14 protein-coding genes and 3 pseudogenes are annotated in these 22,680 nt (G+C 57.7%); 7 read left to right on the top strand and 10 right to left on the bottom strand.

Features of this window, described 5'->3' with window-relative positions:
- Positions 1-31 precede the first annotated feature (31 nt).
- The 3 genes from glnD to HA48_RS11305 all read left to right on the top strand — a co-directional run bounded on the left by glnD (position 32) and on the right by HA48_RS11305 (position 4,382).
- Positions 32-2,686 carry a bifunctional uridylyltransferase/uridylyl-removing protein GlnD gene (glnD, locus tag HA48_RS11315; RefSeq protein WP_128601399.1) on the top strand — a complete coding sequence of 885 codons (2,655 nt, stop codon included), beginning with the start codon at positions 32-34 and terminating at the stop codon, positions 2,684-2,686.
- A 184-nt stretch (positions 2,687-2,870) separates the two neighbouring features.
- Positions 2,871-3,695, top strand: a complete 825-nt coding sequence (gene dapD / locus HA48_RS11310; RefSeq protein WP_128601398.1) for a 2,3,4,5-tetrahydropyridine-2,6-dicarboxylate N-succinyltransferase — start codon at positions 2,871-2,873, stop codon at positions 3,693-3,695.
- A gap of 294 nt (positions 3,696-3,989) precedes the next feature.
- On the top strand, positions 3,990-4,382 hold the full coding sequence (locus HA48_RS11305; protein WP_010616197.1) for a DUF3461 family protein: 393 nt from the start codon (positions 3,990-3,992) through the stop codon (positions 4,380-4,382).
- A gap of 39 nt (positions 4,383-4,421) precedes the next feature.
- Here HA48_RS11305 and HA48_RS11300 read toward each other — a convergent pair whose 3' ends face one another.
- From HA48_RS11300 to dgt, 3 genes are all read right to left on the bottom strand, one after another.
- Complete coding sequence (locus HA48_RS11300; protein WP_128601397.1) at positions 4,422-5,579, bottom strand: CdaR family transcriptional regulator; 1,158 nt, start codon at positions 5,577-5,579, stop codon at positions 4,422-4,424.
- A gap of 192 nt (positions 5,580-5,771) precedes the next feature.
- Positions 5,772-7,211: a serine endoprotease DegP gene (degP, locus tag HA48_RS11295; protein ID WP_128601396.1), complete on the bottom strand. Its 1,440-nt coding sequence runs from the start codon at positions 7,209-7,211 to the stop codon at positions 5,772-5,774.
- Between the two features lie 136 nt (positions 7,212-7,347).
- Positions 7,348-8,841, bottom strand: a complete 1,494-nt coding sequence (gene dgt / locus HA48_RS11290; protein WP_128601395.1) for a dGTPase — start codon at positions 8,839-8,841, stop codon at positions 7,348-7,350.
- A gap of 98 nt (positions 8,842-8,939) precedes the next feature.
- Between dgt and mtnN the strand changes: the two genes are divergently transcribed.
- The 3 genes from mtnN to HA48_RS11275 all read left to right on the top strand — a co-directional run bounded on the left by mtnN (position 8,940) and on the right by HA48_RS11275 (position 10,796).
- Entirely contained in the window at positions 8,940-9,638 is a 699-nt protein-coding gene (mtnN, locus tag HA48_RS11285; RefSeq protein WP_128601394.1) for a 5'-methylthioadenosine/S-adenosylhomocysteine nucleosidase, read from the top strand.
- A complete protein-coding gene (btuF, locus tag HA48_RS11280) occupies positions 9,631-10,440 on the top strand; it encodes a vitamin B12 ABC transporter substrate-binding protein BtuF (protein WP_128601393.1) in 810 nt (269 codons plus the stop codon). The genes mtnN and btuF overlap by 8 nt, the downstream gene beginning before the upstream one ends.
- A gap of 104 nt (positions 10,441-10,544) precedes the next feature.
- The gene (locus HA48_RS11275; RefSeq protein ID WP_128601392.1) at positions 10,545-10,796 is read left to right on the top strand and encodes a hypothetical protein; all 252 of its coding nucleotides are present in this window, start codon (positions 10,545-10,547) and stop codon (positions 10,794-10,796) included.
- Positions 10,797-10,828: 32 nt separating this feature from the next.
- Here HA48_RS11275 and erpA read toward each other — a convergent pair whose 3' ends face one another.
- Positions 10,829-11,176, bottom strand: coding sequence for an iron-sulfur cluster insertion protein ErpA (gene erpA, locus HA48_RS11270; RefSeq protein ID WP_013507930.1), 348 nt, complete (start codon positions 11,174-11,176; stop codon positions 10,829-10,831).
- A 221-nt stretch (positions 11,177-11,397) separates the two neighbouring features.
- On the opposite strand from erpA, the gene hemL reads away from it, so the two are divergent.
- Positions 11,398-12,678: a glutamate-1-semialdehyde 2,1-aminomutase gene (gene hemL / locus HA48_RS11265; RefSeq protein ID WP_128601391.1), complete on the top strand. Its 1,281-nt coding sequence runs from the start codon at positions 11,398-11,400 to the stop codon at positions 12,676-12,678.
- Between the two features lie 185 nt (positions 12,679-12,863).
- Here hemL and fhuB read toward each other — a convergent pair whose 3' ends face one another.
- The 6 genes and pseudogenes from fhuB to HA48_RS11235 all read right to left on the bottom strand — a co-directional run.
- Positions 12,864-14,840 (bottom strand): Fe(3+)-hydroxamate ABC transporter permease FhuB, encoded by a 1,977-nt coding sequence (gene fhuB / locus HA48_RS11260; protein ID WP_128601390.1) that lies wholly within the window; start codon positions 14,838-14,840, stop codon positions 12,864-12,866.
- Positions 14,840-15,717: pseudogene (gene fhuD, locus HA48_RS11255) on the bottom strand (Fe(3+)-hydroxamate ABC transporter substrate-binding protein FhuD). The gene fhuB and the pseudogene fhuD overlap by 1 nt, the downstream one beginning before the upstream one ends.
- A gap of 8 nt (positions 15,718-15,725) precedes the next feature.
- Positions 15,726-16,520 (bottom strand): Fe3+-hydroxamate ABC transporter ATP-binding protein FhuC, encoded by a 795-nt coding sequence (gene fhuC / locus HA48_RS11250; protein WP_128601389.1) that lies wholly within the window; start codon positions 16,518-16,520, stop codon positions 15,726-15,728.
- 50 nt (positions 16,521-16,570) lie between these two features.
- Positions 16,571-18,784: a ferrichrome porin FhuA gene (gene fhuA / locus HA48_RS11245; RefSeq protein WP_128601388.1), complete on the bottom strand. Its 2,214-nt coding sequence runs from the start codon at positions 18,782-18,784 to the stop codon at positions 16,571-16,573.
- 211 nt (positions 18,785-18,995) lie between these two features.
- Positions 18,996-21,525: pseudogene (mrcB, locus tag HA48_RS11240) on the bottom strand (bifunctional glycosyl transferase/transpeptidase).
- Positions 21,526-21,624: 99 nt separating this feature from the next.
- Positions 21,625-22,680: pseudogene (locus HA48_RS11235) on the bottom strand (ATP-dependent helicase C-terminal domain-containing protein); the annotation flags it as partial.

The following is a 22,680-nucleotide window of genomic DNA, read 5'->3' as shown; positions in this document are numbered from 1 at the left end:
GCTTTTTTTATGGTGACGAAGAGGCATGTCAATGAGTGGTAGCGTGACCGAAGCAGTACACAAAGGCCTGACCGATTCCCCTGCCAGCTGGCCCGATGAAGCCCTCACGCGTGAAAAACTCAAACAGTATCTGGAGCAGTTTCAGCAGCATCTGGGCATCGCCTTTGACGCCGGCAGCGACATTGAGTCGCTGATCGATGTCCGCACGCTGTTTATTGACCGCCTGTTGCGCCGGCTGTGGCGCTTCTTTGGTTTTGACCAGATTAAAGAGATCGCGCTGGTTGCCGTGGGCGGCTACGGCCGGGGTGAGCTGCACCCGCTGTCCGATATTGATGTCCTGATCCTCAGCCGTCAGCCGCTGGATGACGATGCCGCCCGGCGCGCGTCGGAGCTGTTGACGCTAATGTGGGATCTCAAGCTGGAAGTTGGCCATAGCGTGCGGACGCTGGAAGAGTGTTTGCTGGAGGGGTTATCAGACCTTACCGTCGCCACCAACCTGATTGAATCACGTATGCTGACCGGCGATGTCGCCCTGTTCCTTGAGCTGCAAAAGAACATTTTCAGCGACGGTTTCTGGCCCTCCTCGCGTTTCTTCGCCGCCAAAATTGACGAGCAGCAGGAGCGCCATCAGCGCTATCACGGCACCAGCTACAACCTGGAGCCGGATATTAAAAGCAGCCCGGGCGGACTGCGTGATATTCACACGCTGCAGTGGGTCGCGCGCCGCCATTTTGGCGCCACCACGATGGATGAAATGGTAGGCTTTGGCTTTCTGACCGAAGCCGAACGCAATGAGATCAACGAGTGCCAGACGTTTCTCTGGCGCATCCGTTTTGCTCTGCACCTGAGCCTGCCGCGCTACGATAATCGCCTGCTGTTTGATCGCCAGCTTACCGTCGCACAGCGCCTCAACTACCTTGGTGAAGGTAATGAGCCGGTTGAGCGCATGATGAAGGATTTCTATCGCGTCACGCGTCGCATCGGCGAGCTGAATCAGATGCTGCTGCAGCTGTTTGATGAGGCGATTCTGGCGCTCTCCACCACCGAAAAGCCGCGCAGCATCGACGACGACTTCCAGCTGCGCGGCAGCCTGATTGACCTGCGCGATCCCGCCCTGTTCGAGCGTGAACCGCAGGCCATTCTGCGCATGTTTTATGTCATGGTGCGTAACCAAAATATCACCGGTATCTACTCGACGACGCTGCGCCAGCTGCGCTATGCGCGGCGCCACCTGAAGCAGCCGCTGTGCCAGATCGCTGAGGCGCGGCAGACGTTCATGGCTATTCTGCGTCATCCGGGCGCGGTAAAGCGTGCGCTACTGCCGATGCACCGCCACAGCGTGCTGTGGGCTTACACGCCGCTGTGGGGCAACATTGTGGGTCAGATGCAGTTCGATCTGTTCCACGCCTATACCGTGGATGAGCACACCATTCGCGTGCTGCAGAAGCTGGAGAGCTTTGCCAGCGAAACCACGCGCTCCATGCATCCGCTGTGCGTGGAGCTCTGGCCGCGTTTACCGCAGCCGGAGCTGCTGCTGATGGCCGCGCTGCTGCACGACATCGCCAAAGGGCGCGGCGGCGATCACTCGATTCTCGGCGCGCAGGATGCGCTGGATTTCGCTGAGATGCACGGCCTCAATTCACGTGAAACCCAGCTGGTGGCATGGCTGGTGCGTCATCACCTGCTCATGTCGGTAACGGCGCAGCGCCGTGATATTCAGGACCCGACGGTAATTCAGCAGTTCGCCGAAGTGATGCAGAACGAGAATCGTCTGCGCTATCTGGTGTGCCTGACGGTCTCCGATATCTGCGCCACCAACGAAAGCCTGTGGAACAGCTGGAAACAGAGCCTGCTGCGCGAGCTGTTTTTTGCCACCGAGAAGCAACTGCGTCGCGGCATGGAAAACAGCCCGGACCTGCGTGAGCGCGTACGTCATCACCGCTTGCAGGCGCTGGCGCTGCTACGCATGGAGAACCTCAACGAGGAGCGGCTGCACCATATCTGGGGTCGCTGTCGCGCGGACTATTTCCTGCGCCACACGCCAAATCAGCTGGCCTGGCACGCCCGCCATCTGATCGATCACGACCTTAGCAAGCCGCTGGTGCTGGTGAGCCCGCACGCCACGCGCGGCGGCACGGAGATCTTTATCTGGAGCCCGGATCGCCCCTATCTGTTTGCCGCCGTAGCCGGTGAGCTCGATCGTCGCAATCTGAGCGTGCATGATGCGCAGATCTTTACCAGCCGCGATGGCATGGCGATGGATACCTTTATCGTACTGGAGCCCGACGGCAGCCCGCTGGCCGCCGACCGCCATGCGATGATCATCCAGGCGCTGGAGCAGGCCATTACGCAGACGCAGTGGGTGCCGCCGCGCACGCGCCGCCAGTCGCCGCGCCTGAAGCACTTCAGTGTAGATACGGAGGTGAACTTCCTGCCCACGCATACCGACCGCCGCAGCTATCTGGAGCTGGTGGCGCTGGATCAGCCGGGGCTGCTGGCGCGCGTCGGGGAGGTGTTTGCTGATTTAGGCGTTTCACTGCACGGTGCACGCATCAGCACCATCGGCGAGCGGGTAGAAGATCTTTTCATCCTTGCCGACAGTGAACGCCGCGCACTTGGCGCTGAAATGCGCAATGTATTGCAACAACGGTTGACAGAGGCCCTTAATCCAAACGATAAAGTGTGATCTACCCGTCATCATTCACGCTGCAGGTGCGTTGGCTTTCCTCGCTCACCCTGGTCACATACCTATGTATGCTCCCGGAGATTCGCTGCGTTGCCACCTTCCTGCAACCTGAATGATTTAGGGTGGCTACCTAAAATCATGTTCAGCAGAGGCTGAACCCGTATGACAGACTCAGGAAATTATTATGCAACAGTTACAGAGCGTTATCGAATCTGCCTTTGAACGCCGGGCAGATATCACGCCAGCCAGCGTAGACAGCGCAACGCGTGATGCCATTAACCAGGTCATCAGCCTGCTGGATAGCGGTGAACTGCGCGTATCTGAAAAGATCAACGGTGAGTGGGTAACGCATCAGTGGCTGAAGAAAGCAGTTCTGCTGTCGTTCCGCATCAATGACAATCAGGTGATCGACGGCGCAGAAACCCGTTTCTACGACAAGGTTCCGATGAAGTTCGCCAACTGGGATGACGCACGTTTCAAAGCGGCCGGCTTCCGCGTGGTGCCACCCGCTGCGGTGCGTCAGGGTGCATTTATCGCCCGCAATACCGTACTGATGCCCTCTTATGTCAACATCGGCGCGTTTGTTGATGAAGGGACCATGGTTGATACCTGGGCGACCGTTGGTTCCTGCGCGCAGATTGGTAAAAACGTTCATCTGTCCGGCGGCGTCGGCATCGGTGGCGTACTGGAGCCGCTGCAGGCTAACCCAACCATTATTGAAGACAACTGCTTCATTGGCGCACGCTCCGAGATCGTTGAAGGCGTTATCGTCGAAGAGGGCTCGGTCATCTCTATGGGCGTATACATTGGTCAGAGCACCAAAATCTACGATCGTGAAACCGGTGAGATCCACTATGGCCGCGTACCGGCTGGCTCTGTTGTGGTCTCCGGCAACCTGCCGTCAAAAGATGGCAGCTACAGCCTCTACTGTGCCGTTATCGTGAAGAAAGTAGACGCGAAAACGCTGGCAAAAACAGGCATCAACGAGCTGCTGCGCACCATCGACTAAGCGCTGCCTGATGCGGATTATCCTGCCTGACGGGCCTGTATTCAGGCCCGTCATTTTTTCTTTACACTCTTCCGCCAATTACCTGATTCGCGACGCGAATTAACAGGTGCGTTTGTTTTTCAAACAGTTCATAATCCGCGCCAGTTAACTCCGGTCGCGCACTGTTCATCCCGGTTTTTGTGTCTACAGTTGATTAAGTATGCCGTAAGCGTTCTGGTTGCTGCGCTTAAGCCGCACCCGAATGATGATGATAGTCCTGCGCGCTCACCCACTCTTAGATGGAATTTAAACGCTATGTACGACAACCTGAAAAGCTTAGGTATCAGCAATCCTGAAGACATTGACCGTTACAGCCTGCGTCAGGAAGCCAACAACGACATCCTGAAAATCTACTTCCGCAAAGACAAAGGGGAGTTTTTCGCGAAAAGCGTGAAATTCAAATACCCGCGTCAGCGTAAAACCGTGGTCGCCGACCACACTACGCAGGGGTATAAAGAGATTCAGGAGATCAGCCCGAATCTGCGTTATGTAATCGATGAGCTGGATCAGATTTGCCAGCGCGATCAGGTTGAAGTGGATCTGAAGCGCAAAATTCTGGCCGACCTGCGCCATCTGGAAAACGTGGTATCGAATAAAATTGCTGAGATCGAATCCGATCTGGATCAGCTGACCCGCAACGGTCGTTAATATCCGCGTTTACCCTAAGCCAGCCGATGCTGGCTTTTTTTATGCCTGTTCGTCCAGCTGCAGCGCAACATAGAGCAGCAGCCGATCGTCGAAGTTACCCAGATTCAGGCCGGTCAGTTCCGATATGCGGTTAAGCCGGTACTCCAGCGTATTGCGATGAATAAACAGCGCGCGGGCCGTGGCGCTCGGCTGCACGTTGTGGCTGAACCACGCCACCAGCGTACGGCGCAGCAAGCCGTTGTTATCGTTTGCCTTTAACTTTGCCAGCGGACGTGCCAGCTCATTAGCCTGCCAGCCACCGCGCAGGCTATCAAGCAGCACCGGCAGCACCAAATCCTGGTAAAAGAAGCTGCGCTGCTCCGGCATGCGCTGTTTGCCGACCATCATGGTGGTGCGCGCGGTACGATAGGAGCGGGCAATGCTGCCCGGTCCGGTAAAAAAGTTGCCGAGCGCAATGCGCATCCTGACCTGGCCACTCTCTTTCATACGCTGCAGGAGCTGATCGACGCGCCGCCGGTGATCCTCCTGATCGTAACGGCCATGGGCGTTGAGCGCCGGTTTCAGTACCACCATTTCAGTGAGTGAGACGATCGCGATCAGGTTGTCCCGATCCGGCGTGGTCAGCAGCGTTTGCAGCTGCTGCAGTTCAGACATCGCGCTGTCGACGCCAAGCTGCCCGCTGTCCACTTCCACTACCGCCACTACGCGCGGCTGATTGAGATCGATCCCCAGGCGTTGTGCCCACTCACTCAGCGCCGGCGATAAGGTGTCGCTGCGAATCAGGTTCAGCACCAGCTCTTCACGCAGCCGGCTATCCTGGGCCAGCATATGCAGCAGTCGCGCCTGTTCCAGCATCATTTCGGCCGTCATGCAGACCAGCTCACCATAGTGACGCAGTGCGCTGGGCAGGCCAGTCAGGCCGATAACGCCGACGATTTCGCCATCGATTCGCAGCGGCAGGTTAATGCCGGGCCGCACGCCGTGCAGGTGTTTTGCCACGGCCTCATCAATGTCCACTACCCTTCCCTGCGACAACACCAGCAATGCACCTTCGTGCAATTCGCCAATACGCTCACGATCGCCACTGCCGATGATGCGGCCGCGCGCATCCATCACGTTGACATTGCTGTCAATAATTTGCATGGTGCGGGCAACAATATCCTGAGCCAGTCGCGCATCGAGATGATAGGTGGCCATCAATCACTCCAGATAAAAGGACGAACCGACAGAATACGCATCCTGTCAGCGCCTGGCATTGTGCAAATGCACATAGCCGGATGGAGATTCCGGGAATTGCGGCGGACGTCACACTGAATCTGCCAGGCTGGCTGGCTCCGTGGCACAATAAAAAAGGCGAGCCGAAGCTCGCCTGACTTTATTAGCGATTATTTACTGCATCAGCAGATAGAGGCTGCTGTCGCCACGCTGCACGTTCAGCGCCAGTACTGAAGGTTTCGTATCCAGAATTTTACGCAGCTCGCCAAGATTGGCGATTGCCTGCTGGTTCACGCCCAGAATCACGTCGCCCTTCTTCAGGCCGATACGCGCCGCAGCACTGCCAGGCTTCACGTTATCGACGCGTACGCCTTTATGACCGTTGCTGTCGATATTGCTGAGATCGGCGCCTTCAATACCGGTGTAGATAGTCGCCGACTGCACTTTATCCTGTGAGCTCTGCTGCAGTTCAACCGTTACGTTAACCGGCTTACCGTCACGCAGCAGGCCGAGCTGCAGTTTGGTGCCGACCGGAAGTGAACCGACCTCGGCACGCAGCGCGGCGAAGCTGGTCAGCGGTTTACCGTTCATCGATACCACCACATCGCCGGCTTTCACACCCGCTTTTGCCGCCGCAGAGTTTGGCAGGACCTGGCTGACAAACGCGCCGCGCTGGGCATCGACCTTCATCGCTTTCGCCAGCTCGGAGTTAAGCTCCGTTCCCATAATGCCCAGCTCACCGCGTTTCACCTGGCCGAACTCCACCATCTGCGCCGTCAGGTTTTTCACCATGGAGCTTGGGATAGCAAAGCCGATCCCGATGTTGCCGCCGTCCGGCGCCAGAATCGCGGTGTTAATCCCAATCAGCTCACCGTTCAGATTGACCAGTGCGCCGCCCGAGTTACCGCGGTTGATCGCCGCATCAGTCTGAATAAAGTTCTCATAGTTTTCGACGTTGAGGCCGCTGCGGCCCAGCGCTGAGACAATACCTGAAGTCACGGTCTCACCAAGGCCATACGGGTTACCGATCGCCACGGTGTAATCGCCTACGCGCAGATTATCGGAGTCGGCGAGCTTGATGGCGGTCAGGTTCTTCGCGTCCTGCAGCTGGATCAGTGCGATATCGGACTGTGGATCTTTACCGATCACTTTCGCTTCGTAGCGACGGCCGTCACTCAGCTGCACCTGAATTTTTGTGGCGTTATCGACCACGTGGTTGTTGGTTACCACATAACCTTTGTCGGCATTAATGATGACACCGGAACCCAGCGCGCGGAACTGCTGCTTCTGCGCATTGGCACCATCATCGCTGCCATCACCGCCACCGCCCTGGCACATCGGTGAACTCTGGAACGGCGATCCGTCCTGGCAGAACGGCGAATTATCGCCAAAGAATTGCTGGAACTGCTGCGGCATGCGCGGCGTTTTTACGGTCGTACTCCCTTCCACGCTAATACTCACGACGGAAGGCATGACTTTTTCCAACATCGGCGCCAGGCTGGGCAGTTGCTGACTGGAGGAGGAGGCAGTCTCTGCCGCGAAAACAGCGGCAGGGCTTAACGCCATGCCCAGACTAAGCGCCAGCGCACTTAACATTAATGAGCTTTTTTTCATTCGTCTGTATCTCTCTTAGAATTACGGCCAGACCATTGCTGTGGTCGTGATGGTGAGATTAAGTTTTTAGCGCGAAGTTCCTGTGAAAGTTTTAGGCAAAGGTAAAAATTTATTCTTCATCTTTACAAAACGTCGCTTATTCCACAGCCATTAACCGACGATACTCATCCCAGGCGTAATTGTCCGTCATCCCGCTAATATAATCCTGAATCAACCGTGAACGATAATAGCGCTCCCACAGTAAACGCTGATATTTATGGTCAACCACCAGCGCCCGCATCTGTTGCTGATACGCTTTACGATGTTTGCCCGAAAGCTTATGAAAAAGTCGCGTTTCAATCGGATGTTTAGCCAGGAAATCGTCACGCATCAGATGGGTAAACTGCTCATAATCCAGTTGCATTAATGACTGATAAATTTCCAGCAATCCTTTAATGACCCGATAGCCCTGTAACTCAAGCTGCTCAACTTCCGGATGATTAAATACCTGCTGACGCGCCACTGTTTTAAACAAATTGAGCAGACGCCCTTCGTCACCGTCATCTTCGAGCAAAGCGTGATTAAAGTTGCCCGCGTAAATAGCGGGTAAATTATCCACAAAGCGTCGCACCGCATGGCTCACTAAAACATTCTGCACATTGACACGCAACGACATAAAGAATTGATCGCTGATGCTGCGCCGCGTCTTCTGGTTTGCCTCTTTCCACGCTTCCCCGATAGTGCGACTAAAAGCATCGCCGGCTTTTACCGTGCCCCACGCATTAAGTAAGGCGTGATAAAGCGTATCCACGGTAAAGATATCTTTCTCTACCGCGTCATCAAGATCGGCAATGCAATAAGAGATATCGTCAGCGGCTTCCATTATCCAGGTTAAAGGGTAGCGATGGTGCTCGGCTATATCGGTAGCCGCACGCAAGTTAGCAACATATTCCCGCTCGGAGAGATAAAAGCCCGGCTTTTTCATCAGCACGCTGTACGCTGCCGGTTTATCCCCCTGCCACCAGGCGGGCGCGGTATATTTCAGAATACAGGCAACCTGGGCGTAACTCAGATTCAGCTGCAATAGCGTGTGCACCAGCCGAATTGCCTGCGCATTCCCTTCGAAATGGCATAAATCCTGACGAATCATTGCATTTAACTGGTCGAAATCGGCACGCTGCGCCTCGTCAGCCACGCCGGCAACCAGCGGGTCCACCAGCTCGGCGGGTAAATTATCATCGAACCAGTCGTTAATAGCGGCTTCACCGAAATGCCCGAAAGGGGGATTGCCCACATCGTGCAGCAGGCATGCCATCTCCACCAGGCTCTCTACCGCGCCCTCGAAGCCTTCCAGGCCGTACGCAGCCAGCCCGCCGCCCTGCGTCTTAAGCGTATGCAAAATCTCTTTGGTGATATAGCGCCCGGTCTGCTGCACTTCCAGTGAATGCGTCAGGCGTGAGCGCACGGCGGCATTACGTTCCAGCGGAAACACCTGTGTTTTTTGTTGCAGGCGGCGAATCGCCGCGGAGTTAATAATGCGTCCGCGGTCGCTTTCAAAGTGGCGGGTAATAAAATATTCCCCTTCGGGATCTTTGCGACTGGTATAAGGGCGGGTGAAACTGATCTTCTTCCTGAAATTGATCGTCGCCATAATTACCCCTTATTTTTTCGTGAATTCTTCCTCTGTCAGCCATGGTAGACTATGCCTCACTTTGGCCTTTTACATCCATAACTACAGCGAGATTCTTTATGAAAGCAGGCATTATTGGCGCGATGGAGCAGGAAGTGACGCTGCTGCGTGACAAAATTGAAAACCGTCAGACGCTGACGCTGGCCGGTTGCGAAATTTACACCGGCACGCTGAATGGCGTTGAGGTTGCCCTGCTGAAATCCGGCATCGGAAAAACGGCGGCTGCGCTCGGTACCACGCTGCTGCTGGAGCTGTGTAAACCGGACGTGGTTATTAACACCGGATCCGCCGGCGGCCTGGCGCCGACCCTGCAGGTTGGCGACATTGTGGTCTCGGATGAAGTGCGTTATCACGATGCCGACGTCACCGCGTTTGGTTATGAACCAGGCCAGATGGCTGGCTGCCCGGCAGCGTTTGTGGCAGATGATAAACTGATTGCTGCAGCCGAGCAGGTGATTAAACAGCTGGATCTCAACGCCGTGCGCGGGTTAGTGGTTAGCGGCGATGCCTTTATCAACGGCGCCGAGCCGCTGGCACGTATTCGTAGCACCTTCCCGCAGGCCATTGCCGTAGAGATGGAAGCCACCGCGATTGGTCATGTGTGCCACCAGTTTGGTGTGCCCTTTGTCGTGGTCCGCGCGATTTCAGACGTTGCAGACAAAGCCTCGCATCTGAGCTTTGAAGAGTTCCTCACCGTGGCAGCAAAACAGTCCTCGCTGATGGTGGAAAACCTGCTGGCCCAGCTGGTTCGTGGCTAAATATCTGCTGTGCGGGCTATTGCTGCTGTGCAATAGCCTGTTTGCGGCCGCGCCGCGCGTTATCACCTTATCACCGCATCTGACTGAACTGGCATTCGCCGCCGGCATTACGCCGGTCGCGGTCAGCGCGTGGTCGGATTACCCTACCGCCGCCCGCTCGCTGGAGCAGGTGGCAAACTGGCAAGGCATCAACGTCGAGCGCATTCTGCATCTGAAACCCGATGTGGTGCTGGCGTGGCGTGGCGGCAATCCGCAGCGGCAAATTGAACAGCTACAGCGTTTGGGCGTAAAGGTCGAGTGGATCGATCCGCAGAGTTTTGATCAGATGATCGCTGCACTGACGCAGCTGCAGCAGTGGAGCCCGCAGCCACAGCGGGCACGTGATGCCGCACAGGCGCTGCGGGACGGAGAAGCAGAACTGCGGCAGCGCTATCAGCATCAACCCGCCGTGCCGCTGTTTTTACAGTTTGGTCAGCAGCCGCTCTTTACGGCTTCCCGCAACACGCTGCAGAATGAAATCATCTCGCTGTGCGGCGGCCGCAATATCTTTGCCGACAGTACCGTGAGCTGGCCGCAGGTGAGCCGCGAGCAGGTGCTGATGCGCCATCCGCAGGCGATTATCATCGGTGGCGATGCCGCGCGCGCCGCCAGCGTGGTGAAGTTCTGGCAGCCGCAGCTGAATGTACCAGTAATCGCCATCAACGATGACTGGCTGAGCCGCCCCGGGCCGCGTCTGCTACTGGCCGCTAAACAGCTGTGTGAAGCTTTACATGCGGCGAAAAATAATACGATTAAAGAGTAAAGATTCGGCAGAATTTGTCGTTAATCAATATACAAGGCACAGCGGCCACGTATGCTCTGTGCCCTTTTAGCGCACTGCGCATTTTGACACACCAGGAACTTTTCATGACCAGAGCACTGCTGCTGGCCATAGGGCTCGCGATCGCCACGCCTGCTGGCGCGGCAACCACAACCGGCTCTATTGCCGTCTCGCTAACCATCTTTTCCCGCTGTGATATTTCACGGCAGAATGAGCAGACATTGCCATCGGTGGCGTGCGGCGGTCACACCAGCGCGCAGCCACGCGTCACGCAAAGCGTCATAAGCCGTGATGCGCAACGTCGCGAAATCGCACGTCTGGTAACCATTGAGTGGTAAAACGGGCCGCCAGAACGGCAGCCCGTGCAGTATCAGATACTGAAGGAGGAGCCGCAGCCGCAGGTGGTTTTCGCGTTCGGATTGGTCACAATAAAGCGTGAACCCTCCAGACCTTCGGTATAGTCCACAGAACCGCCCACCAGATACTGCAGGCTCATGGGATCAACCACCAGCGCCACGCCCTGTTTTTCAATGGTCATGTCGCCGTCATTCATCTGATCGTCAAACGTAAAACCGTACTGGAAGCCGCTGCAGCCGCCACCAGTGATGTACACGCGCAGTTTCAGCTCCGGGTTCTCTTCATCCGCAATCAGGTTTTTCACTTTCTTCGCGGCTGCATCGGTAAATTGCAAAGGCAGCGCTGCTACGTCGTCACTCATCTTATACTCCGGGTAAACGTCCAGGTCAGAAAACGACCTTAATCCTACTATTATCTGCCAGCCGCCCGGTGCAATCAAGTGCCGCCCTTGACACTGTGTGCCGCCGGTTATGCGTTAAAGTAAGCGGATGTCAGCGCCTTTCATGCCTGCGCGCCTTTCACCGCAGGCGTTAATTCCCGTAGAATGGCGACAAATTTTTCCAGAACAGCAGGAGCCGAACCATGAGTAAGTCTGAAAACCTGTATGCCGAAGCGCAGCGCCTGATTCCTGGCGGTGTGAACTCCCCGGTACGTGCCTTTACCGGTGTGGGCGGCGTGCCGCTGTTCATCGAACGGGCTGATGGTGCCTATCTGTATGATGCCGATGGCAAAGCCTATATCGATTATGTGGGCTCATGGGGCCCGATGGTGCTGGGTCATAACAATGCCACCATCCGTAATGCCGTTATTGAAGCGGCGGCGCGCGGCCTGAGTTTCGGCGCCCCCACCGAGATGGAAGTGAAAATGGCAGAGCTGGTATGCGAACTGGTACCAAGCATGGATATGGTGCGCATGGTCAACTCCGGCACCGAAGCCACCATGAGCGCCATTCGCCTGGCGCGTGGCTTCACGCACCGCGACAAAATCATCAAGTTTGAAGGTTGCTATCACGGTCATGCGGATTGCCTGCTGGTGGAAGCCGGCTCTGGTGCACTGACGCTGGGCCAGCCTAACTCGCCAGGCGTACCGGCTGATTTTGCCAAACATACCCTGACCTGCACCTATAACGATCTGGCATCGGTACGCGCCGCGTTCGAACAGTATCCGCAGGATATCGCCTGTATCATCGTTGAGCCTGTCGCAGGCAATATGAACTGCATTCCGCCACAGCCCGATTTCCTGCCGGGCCTGCGTGCGCTGTGCGACGAATTTGGCGCGCTGCTGATTATTGATGAAGTGATGACGGGCTTCCGCGTAGCCCTGGGCGGCGCTCAGGCTTACTACGATGTCACACCGGATCTGACCTGCCTGGGCAAAATCATCGGCGGCGGTATGCCGGTCGGTGCGTTTGGTGGCCGTCGTGACGTTATGGACGCGCTGGCGCCCACCGGTCCGGTTTATCAGGCTGGCACGTTGTCGGGCAACCCGATCGCCATGGCCGCCGGTTTTGCCTGCCTGTCGCAGATTGCCCAGCCGGGCACGCACGCTACGCTCACCGATCTGACCACGCAGCTGTGTGAGGGCCTGCTGGCGGCAGCACAGGCGGAAAACATCCCGCTGGTGGTCAATCACGTTGGCGGTATGTTCGGGATCTTCTTTACCGATGCCGCCAGCGTAACCTGCTATGCCGACGTCACGCAGTGTGATGTTGAACGCTTTAAGCGTTTCTTCCACCTGATGCTGGATGAGGGTGTCTACCTCGCGCCTTCTGCTTTTGAAGCGGGCTTTATGTCACTGGCGCATAGCCAGGAGGACATTCAGCGCACCGTAGAGGCAGCGCGCCGCTGCTTCGCGAAGCTGTAATCTTCAGGCCGGTGTAGTGCCGGCCTTTCCTTCCGCTGAATAATATTTTTATTCATGTTGTGATTGCTGAAAGGTTTAACCTTAACCAACGGCTACTCAGCACGAACACTACCCTTTTTATCGATCGTAAACCGAATTTTGCAGATGGTTTTGAGCAGTCTCTCGGTATGCGCCCGGCGCCGGTGTTAGCTGCGCCTTAGCAGCCAGATAAAGTAGGGTGCGCCGAAGAAGGTTGCCATCAGGCCCGCCGGGATCTGATCCGGAAACGCCAGCATTCGGCCGCACCAGTCAGCGAAAATCATCAAACCGCCGCCCAGCAAGCCGGCCATCAGCAGCTGCGGCAGCGCGCGGCGGAAGCCCAGCATGCGCACAATATGCGGCGCCATCAGACCGACAAAACTCAGCGGACCGATAGTCAGCGTGGCCGTCGCGGTTAACGCCGCCGCCAGCAGCAGCAGCGCCAATCGTGACCCGGTCAGCGCCATACCGGCGGAGCGCGCGGTCGCGCTGCCGAGCGGTAGCAGCGTCAACCAGCGGCTGGCAAGCGGTGCCAGCGCCACCAGCACGATTGCCACCGCGGCACTCTGCAGTGCCTGCGTCAGGGTGATGTTGTACGTCGAGCCGGAGATCCAGCTCAGCAAACCGGCCATGCGCGGATCGCCGCTCGCCAGCAGCACCATCAACAGAGTGACAAAGGCGCTATTCAGCGCCATGCCGGCCAGCAGCATGCGCTCCGGTGAGAAGCCGCCACGGCTCGCTACCAGCATAATCACCAGCAGCGTTAGCGCAGCACCCAGCGCGCCGGCAGGCAACAGCCACGCCACCGCATCGCCCGGCACAAAGAACATCATCACGACCACACCACAGGCTGCACCGGAGCTGATGCCCAGCACCTCCGGGCTGGCCATCGGGTTACCGGTTAAGCGCTGAATCAGCGCGCCGGCTACGCCCAGCATCATGCCAACCACTAACGCCGCCAGCACGCGTGGAGCGCGCCACGGCAGCAGTTGCTGCAGCATATCGCCACTGACCCACGCCCAGCCGTGCGCGTCACGGCCAAAGGTTATCCCTGCCAGACTGAGCAGCGCCAGCACCAGCAGGCCTGTCAGACAACTGCGCAGCACCGCATGACGCTCTGCCGGCACCTTATCGCCGAGATTCATGGCCGGCGGCACCGCGCCGGTACGCAAGCGGGGCAGCAGCCACAGCAAAATCGGCACGCCAATCAGCGCGGTCGCCGTACCGGTGGAGACTTCACGCCAGTGTGACGTCAGCCATAACACGATCTGATCGGCCAGCCACAGCAGCAGCGCACCAATCAGCGGCGCCAGCAGCATGCGGCTGAGCAGACGACGGCCGCCCAGCATTTTTGCCAGCAGCGGCGCAAACAGGCCGATAAAGCCGATGATACCGGCAACGTTAACCAGCTGCGCGCTGAGCAGAATGGCCAGCGCCAGCGCCGCGATGCGGGCGGCAGAGAGCGCCAGACCAAGATTTTTTGCCACGCCATCATCCAGCCCCATCAGCGTGAGCGGGCGCAGCAGCGCCAGCGCCACGAGAAAAGCCAGCAGTAAACGCGGCCACAGCTGCGCCACATTATGCCCGTCGAGCTGGTTAAGGGCGCCGGTGCTCCACAGGAACATGTTCTGCAGCTGATCGTGATTAAAGATGGCAAAGATCTGATTCACCGCCCCGGCGTAGAGACTGAGCACCAGCCCCGCCAGGATCAGCGTGACCGGCGACAGGCGTTTGCCCCAGGCGACGCCAAAGACCAGCACGCCGACCAGCACTGCGCCCCCCATCGCCGCAAACTGCTGCGTCAGCTCCCCGCCCGGAAGCTGCCACAGGGTGGCGACGGTCAGCCCCAGCTGCGCACCGGACGACACGCCGAGCGTGGTGGGTTCCGCCAGCGGATTGCGCAGTACCTGCTGAAACAGCAGCCCGGCAAGGCCGAGGCCCGCGCCCACCAGCAGCGACAGCGCCAGGCGTGACAGCAGACTATGGTGGAACACCACCTGCCGGATGTTAGTGATCTCCGGCGAGAAGAGCGCCTGCTGCCACTGCGCCGGCGGCAGCGCCTGACGCAGGTTGAGAAACGTGAGCGCCAGCGCCAGCAGAGTGAGCGCGCTTAATAGCAGGACGGGAAACAGACGAATGCGCATCAGTGCGACTCCAGCGCGTGTTCCAGCACGCGGATAAATTTCAGTGCCGAATATGTCGCGCCGTAGTACCACACCGCAGGCACGCGCCGGAAACGGCCTGCACGGACAAACGGCAGCGCCTGCCACAGGGCGGATCGCATCACCTGCTGCATATCGCGCTCGTTATCGTGATCAAAACAGATCACCTGCACATCCCCTACTTCCGCCAGCCGCTCCAGCCCGACGACCGCGCTGCCCCAGAAGTTGGTTTCGCCGTGCCACGCATTGGTCAGGCCAAGTTGCTCCATCACTTCCAGAAACAGGCTATTGGTACCAAAGGTAATGGCGTGACGCGGATCCATCAGCGACATCAACAGCAGCGGGCGATGTGCCCACGGCTTGAGGCGCTGACGCGCGGCGGCCAGTTGCCGATCGACAACCTGCAGGTGCGCTTCCGCCACCGCCTGCAGCCCCAGTCGAGCGCCAGCGCCAGCAGGGATTGACGGGCAGTGGTCAACGGTTTGCCATCGCCGCTATTGAGGTCAAACCCCATGGTCGGCGCAATGCGCGTTAGCTTATCCAGCGACGGGCCGTAACCGTTAGAGTGCAGAATCAGCGAGGGCTCGAGCTGTGTCATCAGCTCCAGGTTGGGCTCGGTACGCAGGCCAAGATCGAGTGTGGTCGCCGGCAGGCGCGGCTCGCTCACCCAGATGTTGTAGTTGTGCACATCGGCCACGCCGAGCGGAACCAGGCCGAGCGCCATCAGCAGCTCAACCGGCAACCACTCCAGCGCCACAATGCGCCTATTATCTGGCGAGGCAGCTTGCAGGGGCGCAATCTTCATTAGCGGCGACAAGGCCAGCGCCGCCAGCAGATCGCGGCGAGAGATATCAAACATGGCGAAGCTCAGTAGACGAAACTGACGGGCGCACCGCCCTGTGGATGCGGCAGAATGCCCATCGGAATCCCGTAAATAGCGCCGAGTACATCTGCCTGCATGATCGCTTCGGGTCCGCCCTCTGCAATCACGTCTCCCCCGCGCAGCGCCACCAGGCGATCGCAGTAGCGCGCCGCCATGTTGAGATCGTGCAGGACGGCAATCACCGTGAGGCCGCGCTCGCGGCTGAGACGCTGAATCAACGCCAGCACATCCACCTGATGGGCAATATCGAGTGCAGAGGTCGGTTCATCCAATAACAGGCAGCGGCTGTTCTGCGCCACCATCATCGCCAGCCAGGCGCGTTGGCGCTCCCCGCCAGATAAGCTATCGACCAGCCGGCCGGCAAAGGGTTTCAGACCCACCAGCGCAATCGCCTCTTCTACCCGATCGCGATCTTCCTGACCATAGCGACCCAGCGCGCCGTGCCATGGATAGCGGCCAATCGCCACCAGCTCGCGTACCGTCATCCCTTCGGCTGCCGGCAGCTGCTGTGGCAGATAAGCCACTTCGCGGGCAAAGGCTTTACTGCTCCAGTTTTGCACCGGTCGATCGTTGAGCAGTACCCGCCCTTCACTGGCGGCATGGTGACGCCCAAGCATCTTGAGCAGGGTGGATTTACCCGAGCCGTTATGGCCGATCAGCGCGGTGACTTTACCCTGCGCAAAGCGCAGCGACAGCGGATGCAGCAGCGTGCGCCCCGGCACACGGAAGCTGACATTCTCCAGCGTGAAGGTGGTTTCTGCATGATGCGGATGCTGCATGATAATCCCTGGTTAATGGGCGCCGTAGCGCCCGTGTTCATCAGATATTTTTAGAAGCGGAAGGTCGCGGTTCCGACGATTTGACGCTCTGCGCCCCAGTAGCAGGCGTAGTCGCGGTAGCAGCTGGCAACGTATTCGCGATCAAACAGGTTGTTGATGTTGACGCCAACGGTAGAGCCCGGCAGGCCAAAGCGGCCCAGATCGTACTTCAGTGCGGCGTCTACCGTAGTGTAGGCAGCAACGTCGAAGTTTTGATTAGATTTTGCACCGTTCTGCGCTGACTCTTCATACAATCCCTTACTTTCACCGGTATAGCGAACACCCGCACCGATGGTAAACCCAGACAGTGCCGTTTCATGGAAGGTATAATCAGTCCAAAGCGATGCCATATGCTTCGGCACCTGAACCGGTGTTCTGCCTTTTAAAGTCGTATCATGCGTATATTCTGCATCTGTGTAGGCATATGCAGCGGTCACATTAATATTGGCGTTGACTGCTGCTTTCGCTTCGAATTCAACGCCACGCGACCGAATTTCACCGCTCTGCACGCTAAATGACGAGTTAGCAGGATCGACAGTTAAATTTTTATTCTTGGTAATTTGATAAACCGAAGTAGTAATAACGATCGGTCGATCTTTAGGCACGTACTTAACGCCAGCTTCATACTGCTTAGCGCGGGAAGGATCGAAAGACTTACCGCTTGAGGTCGTTCCGGACGTTGGAATAAAGGACTCGCTATAACTGAAATAAGGCGCAATACCATTATCGAATACATAGTTCAGGCCACCACGCCAGGTAAATGCCTGATCGTGATTCTTATCCTGGACACCACCGTTACGATTTAACGCTGATGTCATCGCGTAGTCATAGCGGCCTCCCAGCGTCAGGACCCATTTATTCCACTCCATTTGATCCTGTGTGTATAAGCCAGTCTGCTCCTGTTTATTCAGATATTGATATAAGTAGGGTGCACCAACCAGACTATCATTACCGTACTGTGGATTGACGATGCTTATTGGCGTTGCGCCCGTAAATATTGCATCAATATCATTTCGCGTGCGCTGGTAATCAACACCAACTAAAACAGTGTGATCAAGAGCGCCAGTGGCAAATTTTGCCTGCGCTTGGGTATCAACAGCAAACTGGTCGAGCTTCTCTTTCGAACCAGCATACATTCTATTAATTTCCAGCGTCGCTGGATTGAAAGTTCGGCCGTAGATACTGCGATAATCTGTTTTTAACTCCGCATAGCGCAGATTCTGCCTGACCGTCCAGGTGTCGTTAAAGCTGTGTTCCGCGTTGTAGCCCACCATTTTGGTGTTGCGCGAAATCTTGTTGCGGTCCTCGCCCTCATCAAAATTGGTTGGCAGCTTATAGCTGCTACCATCCGGACGGGTGATCCCCACCACGGTGCCTTCACGCGGCAGCCAGCCGTAATAACCGGTTTCCGGTTCGTTCTGGAAATAGGTCAGCAGATCAACACGCGTATTGGCATCCGGGCGCCAGCTGAAAGCGGGGGCGATGGTGTAGCGCTTCTCTTTGTTCATCTCCTGCTGCGCGTCGGCACTGCGTGCCAGACCGGTCAGCCGATAGCTGTAAACGCCGTCATCATCCAGCGAGCCGCCAAAATCAAATCCGGTGGAGAAGAGATTGTCAGTGCCCATCTGGAACTGTACTTCGCGCAGCGTCTCCTGGGTCGGGCGCTTACTCACCAGCGCAACCACACCGCCCGGGTTGCTCTTCCCGTACAGCACCGAAACCGGACCGCGCAGCAGTTCGGCGCGCTCAAGGAAGTAAGGATCGATCGCAAACTCAGAGTAGTTATCACCCTGCAGTTTCAGGCCATCAAGGTACTGGTTAGTGTTGGTTTCGCTGAACCCGCGAATCGACAGCGCATCGATCACGTCCGAGCTGCCACGGTTGCCGGTCAGTACGCCCGGCGTGTAGTTAAACGCCCCTTTCACGCTGGTGACGGCGCGCATCGACATCTCTTCCTGCGTAACCACTGACACCGACTGCGGGTTCTTCTCGATTGGCGTATCGGTTTTGGTGCCGGTGGCGCTCTGTTTAGCAGCAATGGTCGGTGACGGCCCCCAGGCACTCTCCTGCGCCACGCCGCTGCCGCCATCGGCGGTAACGACCACGGTCTCTTCGGCCAGTACCTGTGTGCTGAGTGTACCCAGTGTTAAAGCAATTAATACCGCGAGCGGACGACGGGAGGTCATCGCGCGCAGAGAACAAGGAAAAGTGTTTCGCGCATTCATAGTGGGATCTCTTGAAAATAGAACAATGCAGGCGAATGAAAACGAGAATGATTATTAGACGCACGGATTTTAGGCGAAGTGCCGGAAGATCCGCAAGATGTAATGCCTGATAGCGGTGAGTTTGCCACCGGATCGCGCATATCCATGATCGCGGTTAACAAAGTAGCGGGCACAAAAAAGGGCGCCGCAGCGCCCTGGTTTCGTTGGGTAACTATTTGCTGCCAAACATATCTTTGATCCAGCCTGCGACACCGTCCGAATCTTTTTGCTCATCCGGCTGCTGTTGCGACTGCTGTTGCTGTTCCTGCTGCATCTGCTGCTGTTGCTGCTGCTGAATTTGCTGCTGCTGTTGCTGGCACAGCGCGTTCGGATCCAGCGCCCAGACCGGCAGCGAACGCCAGGTGCTGCTGCCGGTGCCACAGACAAAGTTACCGGCAGAATCGATATTCATCTGCGTGATATCTTCCGGCGGCGTCAGCACCAGCGGCATCGGTGCCTGGTTATCCAGGTAGCGACGGTAGATCTGCATTGCACCACTGGCACCATAGAGCTTCGAGCTCTGGTTGTTGTCGCGGCCAACCCAGGTGATCGCCACCTCTTTGCCATCAATACCGGCAAACCAGCTGTCGATCAGGTCATTGGTCGTACCGGTTTTCCCGGCCAGATGCGCCTTCGGATAACGCGCGCCCAGCGCACGCGCCGTACCGTGATCCGCCACCTGCTGCATCGTATAGAGCGTCAGATAAGCGGCCTGCGCCGGCTCCACACGCTGCGCCTGCGGGAAGCTCTGATAGAGCACCGTGCCATCTTCGGCGATCACTGAACGTACCGCCGAAAGCTGCGCGCGGTTACCGCCGCTGGCAATGGACTGGAACGCCTGAGCCACTTCAACAGGCGTCAGGTTCAGCGCGCCCAGCAGCATGGCGGGCACCGGATGCAGCTGGTCCTTCGGCACGCCCAGTTTGGTCCAGGTATCAACCACGGCATCCAGCCCCAGCGTCATACCCAGATTGACCGTTGGCACGTTCATTGAGTTCGTCAGCGCATCCACCAGCATCACTTTGCCGCTGAAGCGGCGATCGTCGTTCATCGGTTTCCAGACGCTACCGTTCGGCTGCTTCAGGGCGATCGGTTCATCGGCGATCCAGCTGTTAAGGCGATAGCTGTTTGGCTGGCTGAGCGCTGTCAGGTAGGTAGCGGGTTTCGCCAGCGAGCCAATCGAGCGGCGCGCCTGCAGTGCACGGTTATAACCAGCAAACTGCGGATCGGCACCGCCGACCATGGCGCGTACCTCACCGCTGAAGCGGTCAACCACCACCATCGCCGTCTCCAGATCTTTCAGGCCGCGCTGCTTTTTCAGCGTTGGAATGCCATCTTCCACCGCCTTCTCTGCTGCATCCTGGGAGATGGGATCAAGCGTGGTGAAGATCTTAACGCCGGAGAGATCCTTCACTTTATCGCCCAGCTTCGCCTGCAGCTCATTACGCACCATCTGCATAAAGGCGGGCTGCGGTGTAATCACGCCGCCCTTTGGCTGCACGCCGAGTGGACGCGCCGACAGCATGTCGTAGAGCTCCTGATCGATCACCTTCTGCTGCTGCAGCAGACGCAGCACCAGGTTGCGTCGCTCCAGCGCCAGTTTCGGGTTGCGCCACGGATTATACAGCGATGCCCCTTTTACCATGCCAACCAGCATCGCCTGCTGATCGAGGCTCAGCTCGTCCACCGGACGGCCAAAGTAGTAGAGGCTCGCCAGCGGGAAGCCGCGAATCTGATCGTTACCCGCCTGGCCGAGATAGACCTCGTTGAGGTAGAGCTCAAGAATGCGGTCTTTGCTGTAGCGCGCATCCATGATCACGGCCATATAGCTTCACGCGCTTTACGCCACAGCGAACGCTCATTGGTCAGGAACAGGTTCTTCACCAGCTGCTGAGTCAGGGTACTGCCGCCCTGCACCGCTTTACCGGCCGTGATGTTGGCCAGAAACGCGCGACCAATCGAGTAAGGCTGATGCCATCATGCTCGTAGAAGTGGCGGTCCTCTGTCGCGATCAGCGTATCGACCAGCAGGTCCGGGAACCCGGCGCGCGGCACGAACAGACGCTGCTCACCGTTAGGAGATTGCAGCATGGTGATCAACCGCGGATCGAGGCGGAAGAAGCCAAAATCACGTCCGGTATCGAGGTTTTTGATCTCGTTCAGCTCATCATTGCTGAATGTCAGACGCGCGTTGATCTGCCCCTCTTTGCTGTCCGGGAAGTCAAACGGACGGCGCAGCAGGTCAATAGTGTTGCCTTTAACGCTGAACTCACCCGGGCGGGTAATGCGTGACACTTCGCGATACTGCGTGCCTTCCAGCAGCGCAATCATCTCTTTTTTGTTGTACGCCATGCCCGGTTCAAGGCTCACCATGCGGCCGTAAACGGCAGCCGGTAATTGCCACACTTTTCCGTCAATACGGCTACGGATTTCCGAGTCGAGATAGACGCCCCAGGCGACCATCACAACCACAAATACCAGGAAGAGTTTAATCAACCAGCCTAACCAGCGGCGTTTGCCACGCGGCGGGCGTTTTCCTTTACCTTTAGGTGGCACTGGCGCGCGCTCCTCATCATCTTCGTCAAAATCGTCCTGATCGATATCATCATCAAGCTCCCTGCGGCGACCCCGGCGCGCACTGCTGCGCGGCGGCTTTGGCGCTTTTCCTTTACGCCCTATTGGTTCGCGATCGTTCCCAGACATGCTCTCTCTTCTCCAGGCATAGCTTCAGCTGCGGCCGTTACTCTAACTGCTTTCTCGCGCCGCGCATGGCAGAACCCTCTGAATTCGTACCACTGCGGTTCACGAGGAAAATTTTTTGGTGCGTTTGGTCGGTAAAGCACTGGCCGGATCGTCCGGCCAGAGATGTTTGGGATAGCGCCCTTTCATCTCTTTCTGCACCTCAGGCCAGGCGCCGCGCCAGAACGCCGCAAGATCGCGGGTGATCTGCAGCGGACGGTGCGCCGGCGAGAGCAGCTCCAGCACCAGCGGAATACGCCCTTCGGCCACCGCGGGGTTGTGCGCTTCACCAAACATCTCCTGAATACGCACGGCCAGCGCCGGGGGCTTCTCCGCATCGTAGCGAATCGGCAGGCGGCTTCCGGTCGGCACAGTGTAATGAGTTGGCAGCACAGTATCCAGCCGCTGGCGTTGTGACCATGTCAGCAAATGTAATAATGCGCGCGCCAGGTTGATACCCTGCAATCCTTTGAGATCGCGTACCGTACCCATCTCCGGCAGCAGCCAGGTTTCCAGCGTATCCAGCAGCGCATCATCATCAAACGCGGGCCAGTGCTCTTCCGGCAGCCACTGCGCTGCACAGTGCAGGCGCAGGCGTAATTGCTCAGCGTCCGGCGTCCAGCTAGTACCGATAAGCCTTTTGTGCGAATCCAGCGCAGCATCGCCGGGTGCAGCACCTCAGCCGCTGGCCGCGCCTGCGGCTGGGCTTTCAGGATGAGTGCGCCCGCCAGCTCGCGTTTCCAGGCGCGCAGTGTGCCCCGCTCTTCATCCCACTCGACGTCAATACGCTGCGTGACCAGATTCGGGCACTGCTGGCGCAACGTCTCAATATCAACCGGCAGCGCCAGCAGCATACGTGCATCACTGGCGCTGGCACCCTGTAATAGCGCAGGCGCGATCAGCCACGCAGAGCGGCTTAAGCCGTCCTGCTCATCCAGCATCGCGCCAATGCCATTAGCAAGCTGGTAACGCGCGCTGTCACCGCGACGCTGCGCCAGACGATCGGCAAAACCGGCGGCCAGCAGCGACGGGAAAAGCGCCGCGTTTACCTGTCCGCCACGGCCATTCAGCCGCTGCTGCCACTGCCGCGCGCGCCGCTGCCAGTGCGGCTGCGGATGA

Origin of the sequence: Pantoea wallisii (assembly GCF_002095485.1) — a bacterium.
Lineage (GTDB): Bacteria > Pseudomonadota > Gammaproteobacteria > Enterobacterales > Enterobacteriaceae > Pantoea > Pantoea wallisii.
This window is presented reverse-complemented; position numbering and strand designations above follow the sequence as displayed.

Bases quoted from the DNA above. Each gene is read 5' to 3' on its own strand.
- hemL (WP_128601391.1), top strand. From the start codon at position 11,398: ATGAGTAAGTCTGAAAACCTGTATGCCGAAGCGCAGCGCCTGATTCCT.
- HA48_RS11275 (WP_128601392.1), top strand. From the start codon at position 10,545: ATGACCAGAGCACTGCTGCTGGCCATAGGGCTCGCGATCGCCACGCCT.
- fhuC (WP_128601389.1), bottom strand. From the start codon at position 16,520: ATGCAGCATCCGCATCATGCAGAAACCACCTTCACGCTGGAGAATGTC.
- fhuB (WP_128601390.1), bottom strand. From the start codon at position 14,840: ATGCGCATTCGTCTGTTTCCCGTCCTGCTATTAAGCGCGCTCACTCTG.
- degP (WP_128601396.1), bottom strand. From the start codon at position 7,211: ATGAAAAAAAGCTCATTAATGTTAAGTGCGCTGGCGCTTAGTCTGGGC.
- mtnN (WP_128601394.1), top strand. From the start codon at position 8,940: ATGAAAGCAGGCATTATTGGCGCGATGGAGCAGGAAGTGACGCTGCTG.
- fhuA (WP_128601388.1), bottom strand. From the start codon at position 18,784: ATGAATGCGCGAAACACTTTTCCTTGTTCTCTGCGCGCGATGACCTCC.
- HA48_RS11305 (WP_010616197.1), top strand. From the start codon at position 3,990: ATGTACGACAACCTGAAAAGCTTAGGTATCAGCAATCCTGAAGACATT.
- dapD (WP_128601398.1), top strand. From the start codon at position 2,871: ATGCAACAGTTACAGAGCGTTATCGAATCTGCCTTTGAACGCCGGGCA.
- erpA (WP_013507930.1), bottom strand. From the start codon at position 11,176: ATGAGTGACGACGTAGCAGCGCTGCCTTTGCAATTTACCGATGCAGCC.
- HA48_RS11300 (WP_128601397.1), bottom strand. From the start codon at position 5,579: ATGGCCACCTATCATCTCGATGCGCGACTGGCTCAGGATATTGTTGCC.
- dgt (WP_128601395.1), bottom strand. From the start codon at position 8,841: ATGGCGACGATCAATTTCAGGAAGAAGATCAGTTTCACCCGCCCTTAT.
- glnD (WP_128601399.1), top strand. From the start codon at position 32: ATGAGTGGTAGCGTGACCGAAGCAGTACACAAAGGCCTGACCGATTCC.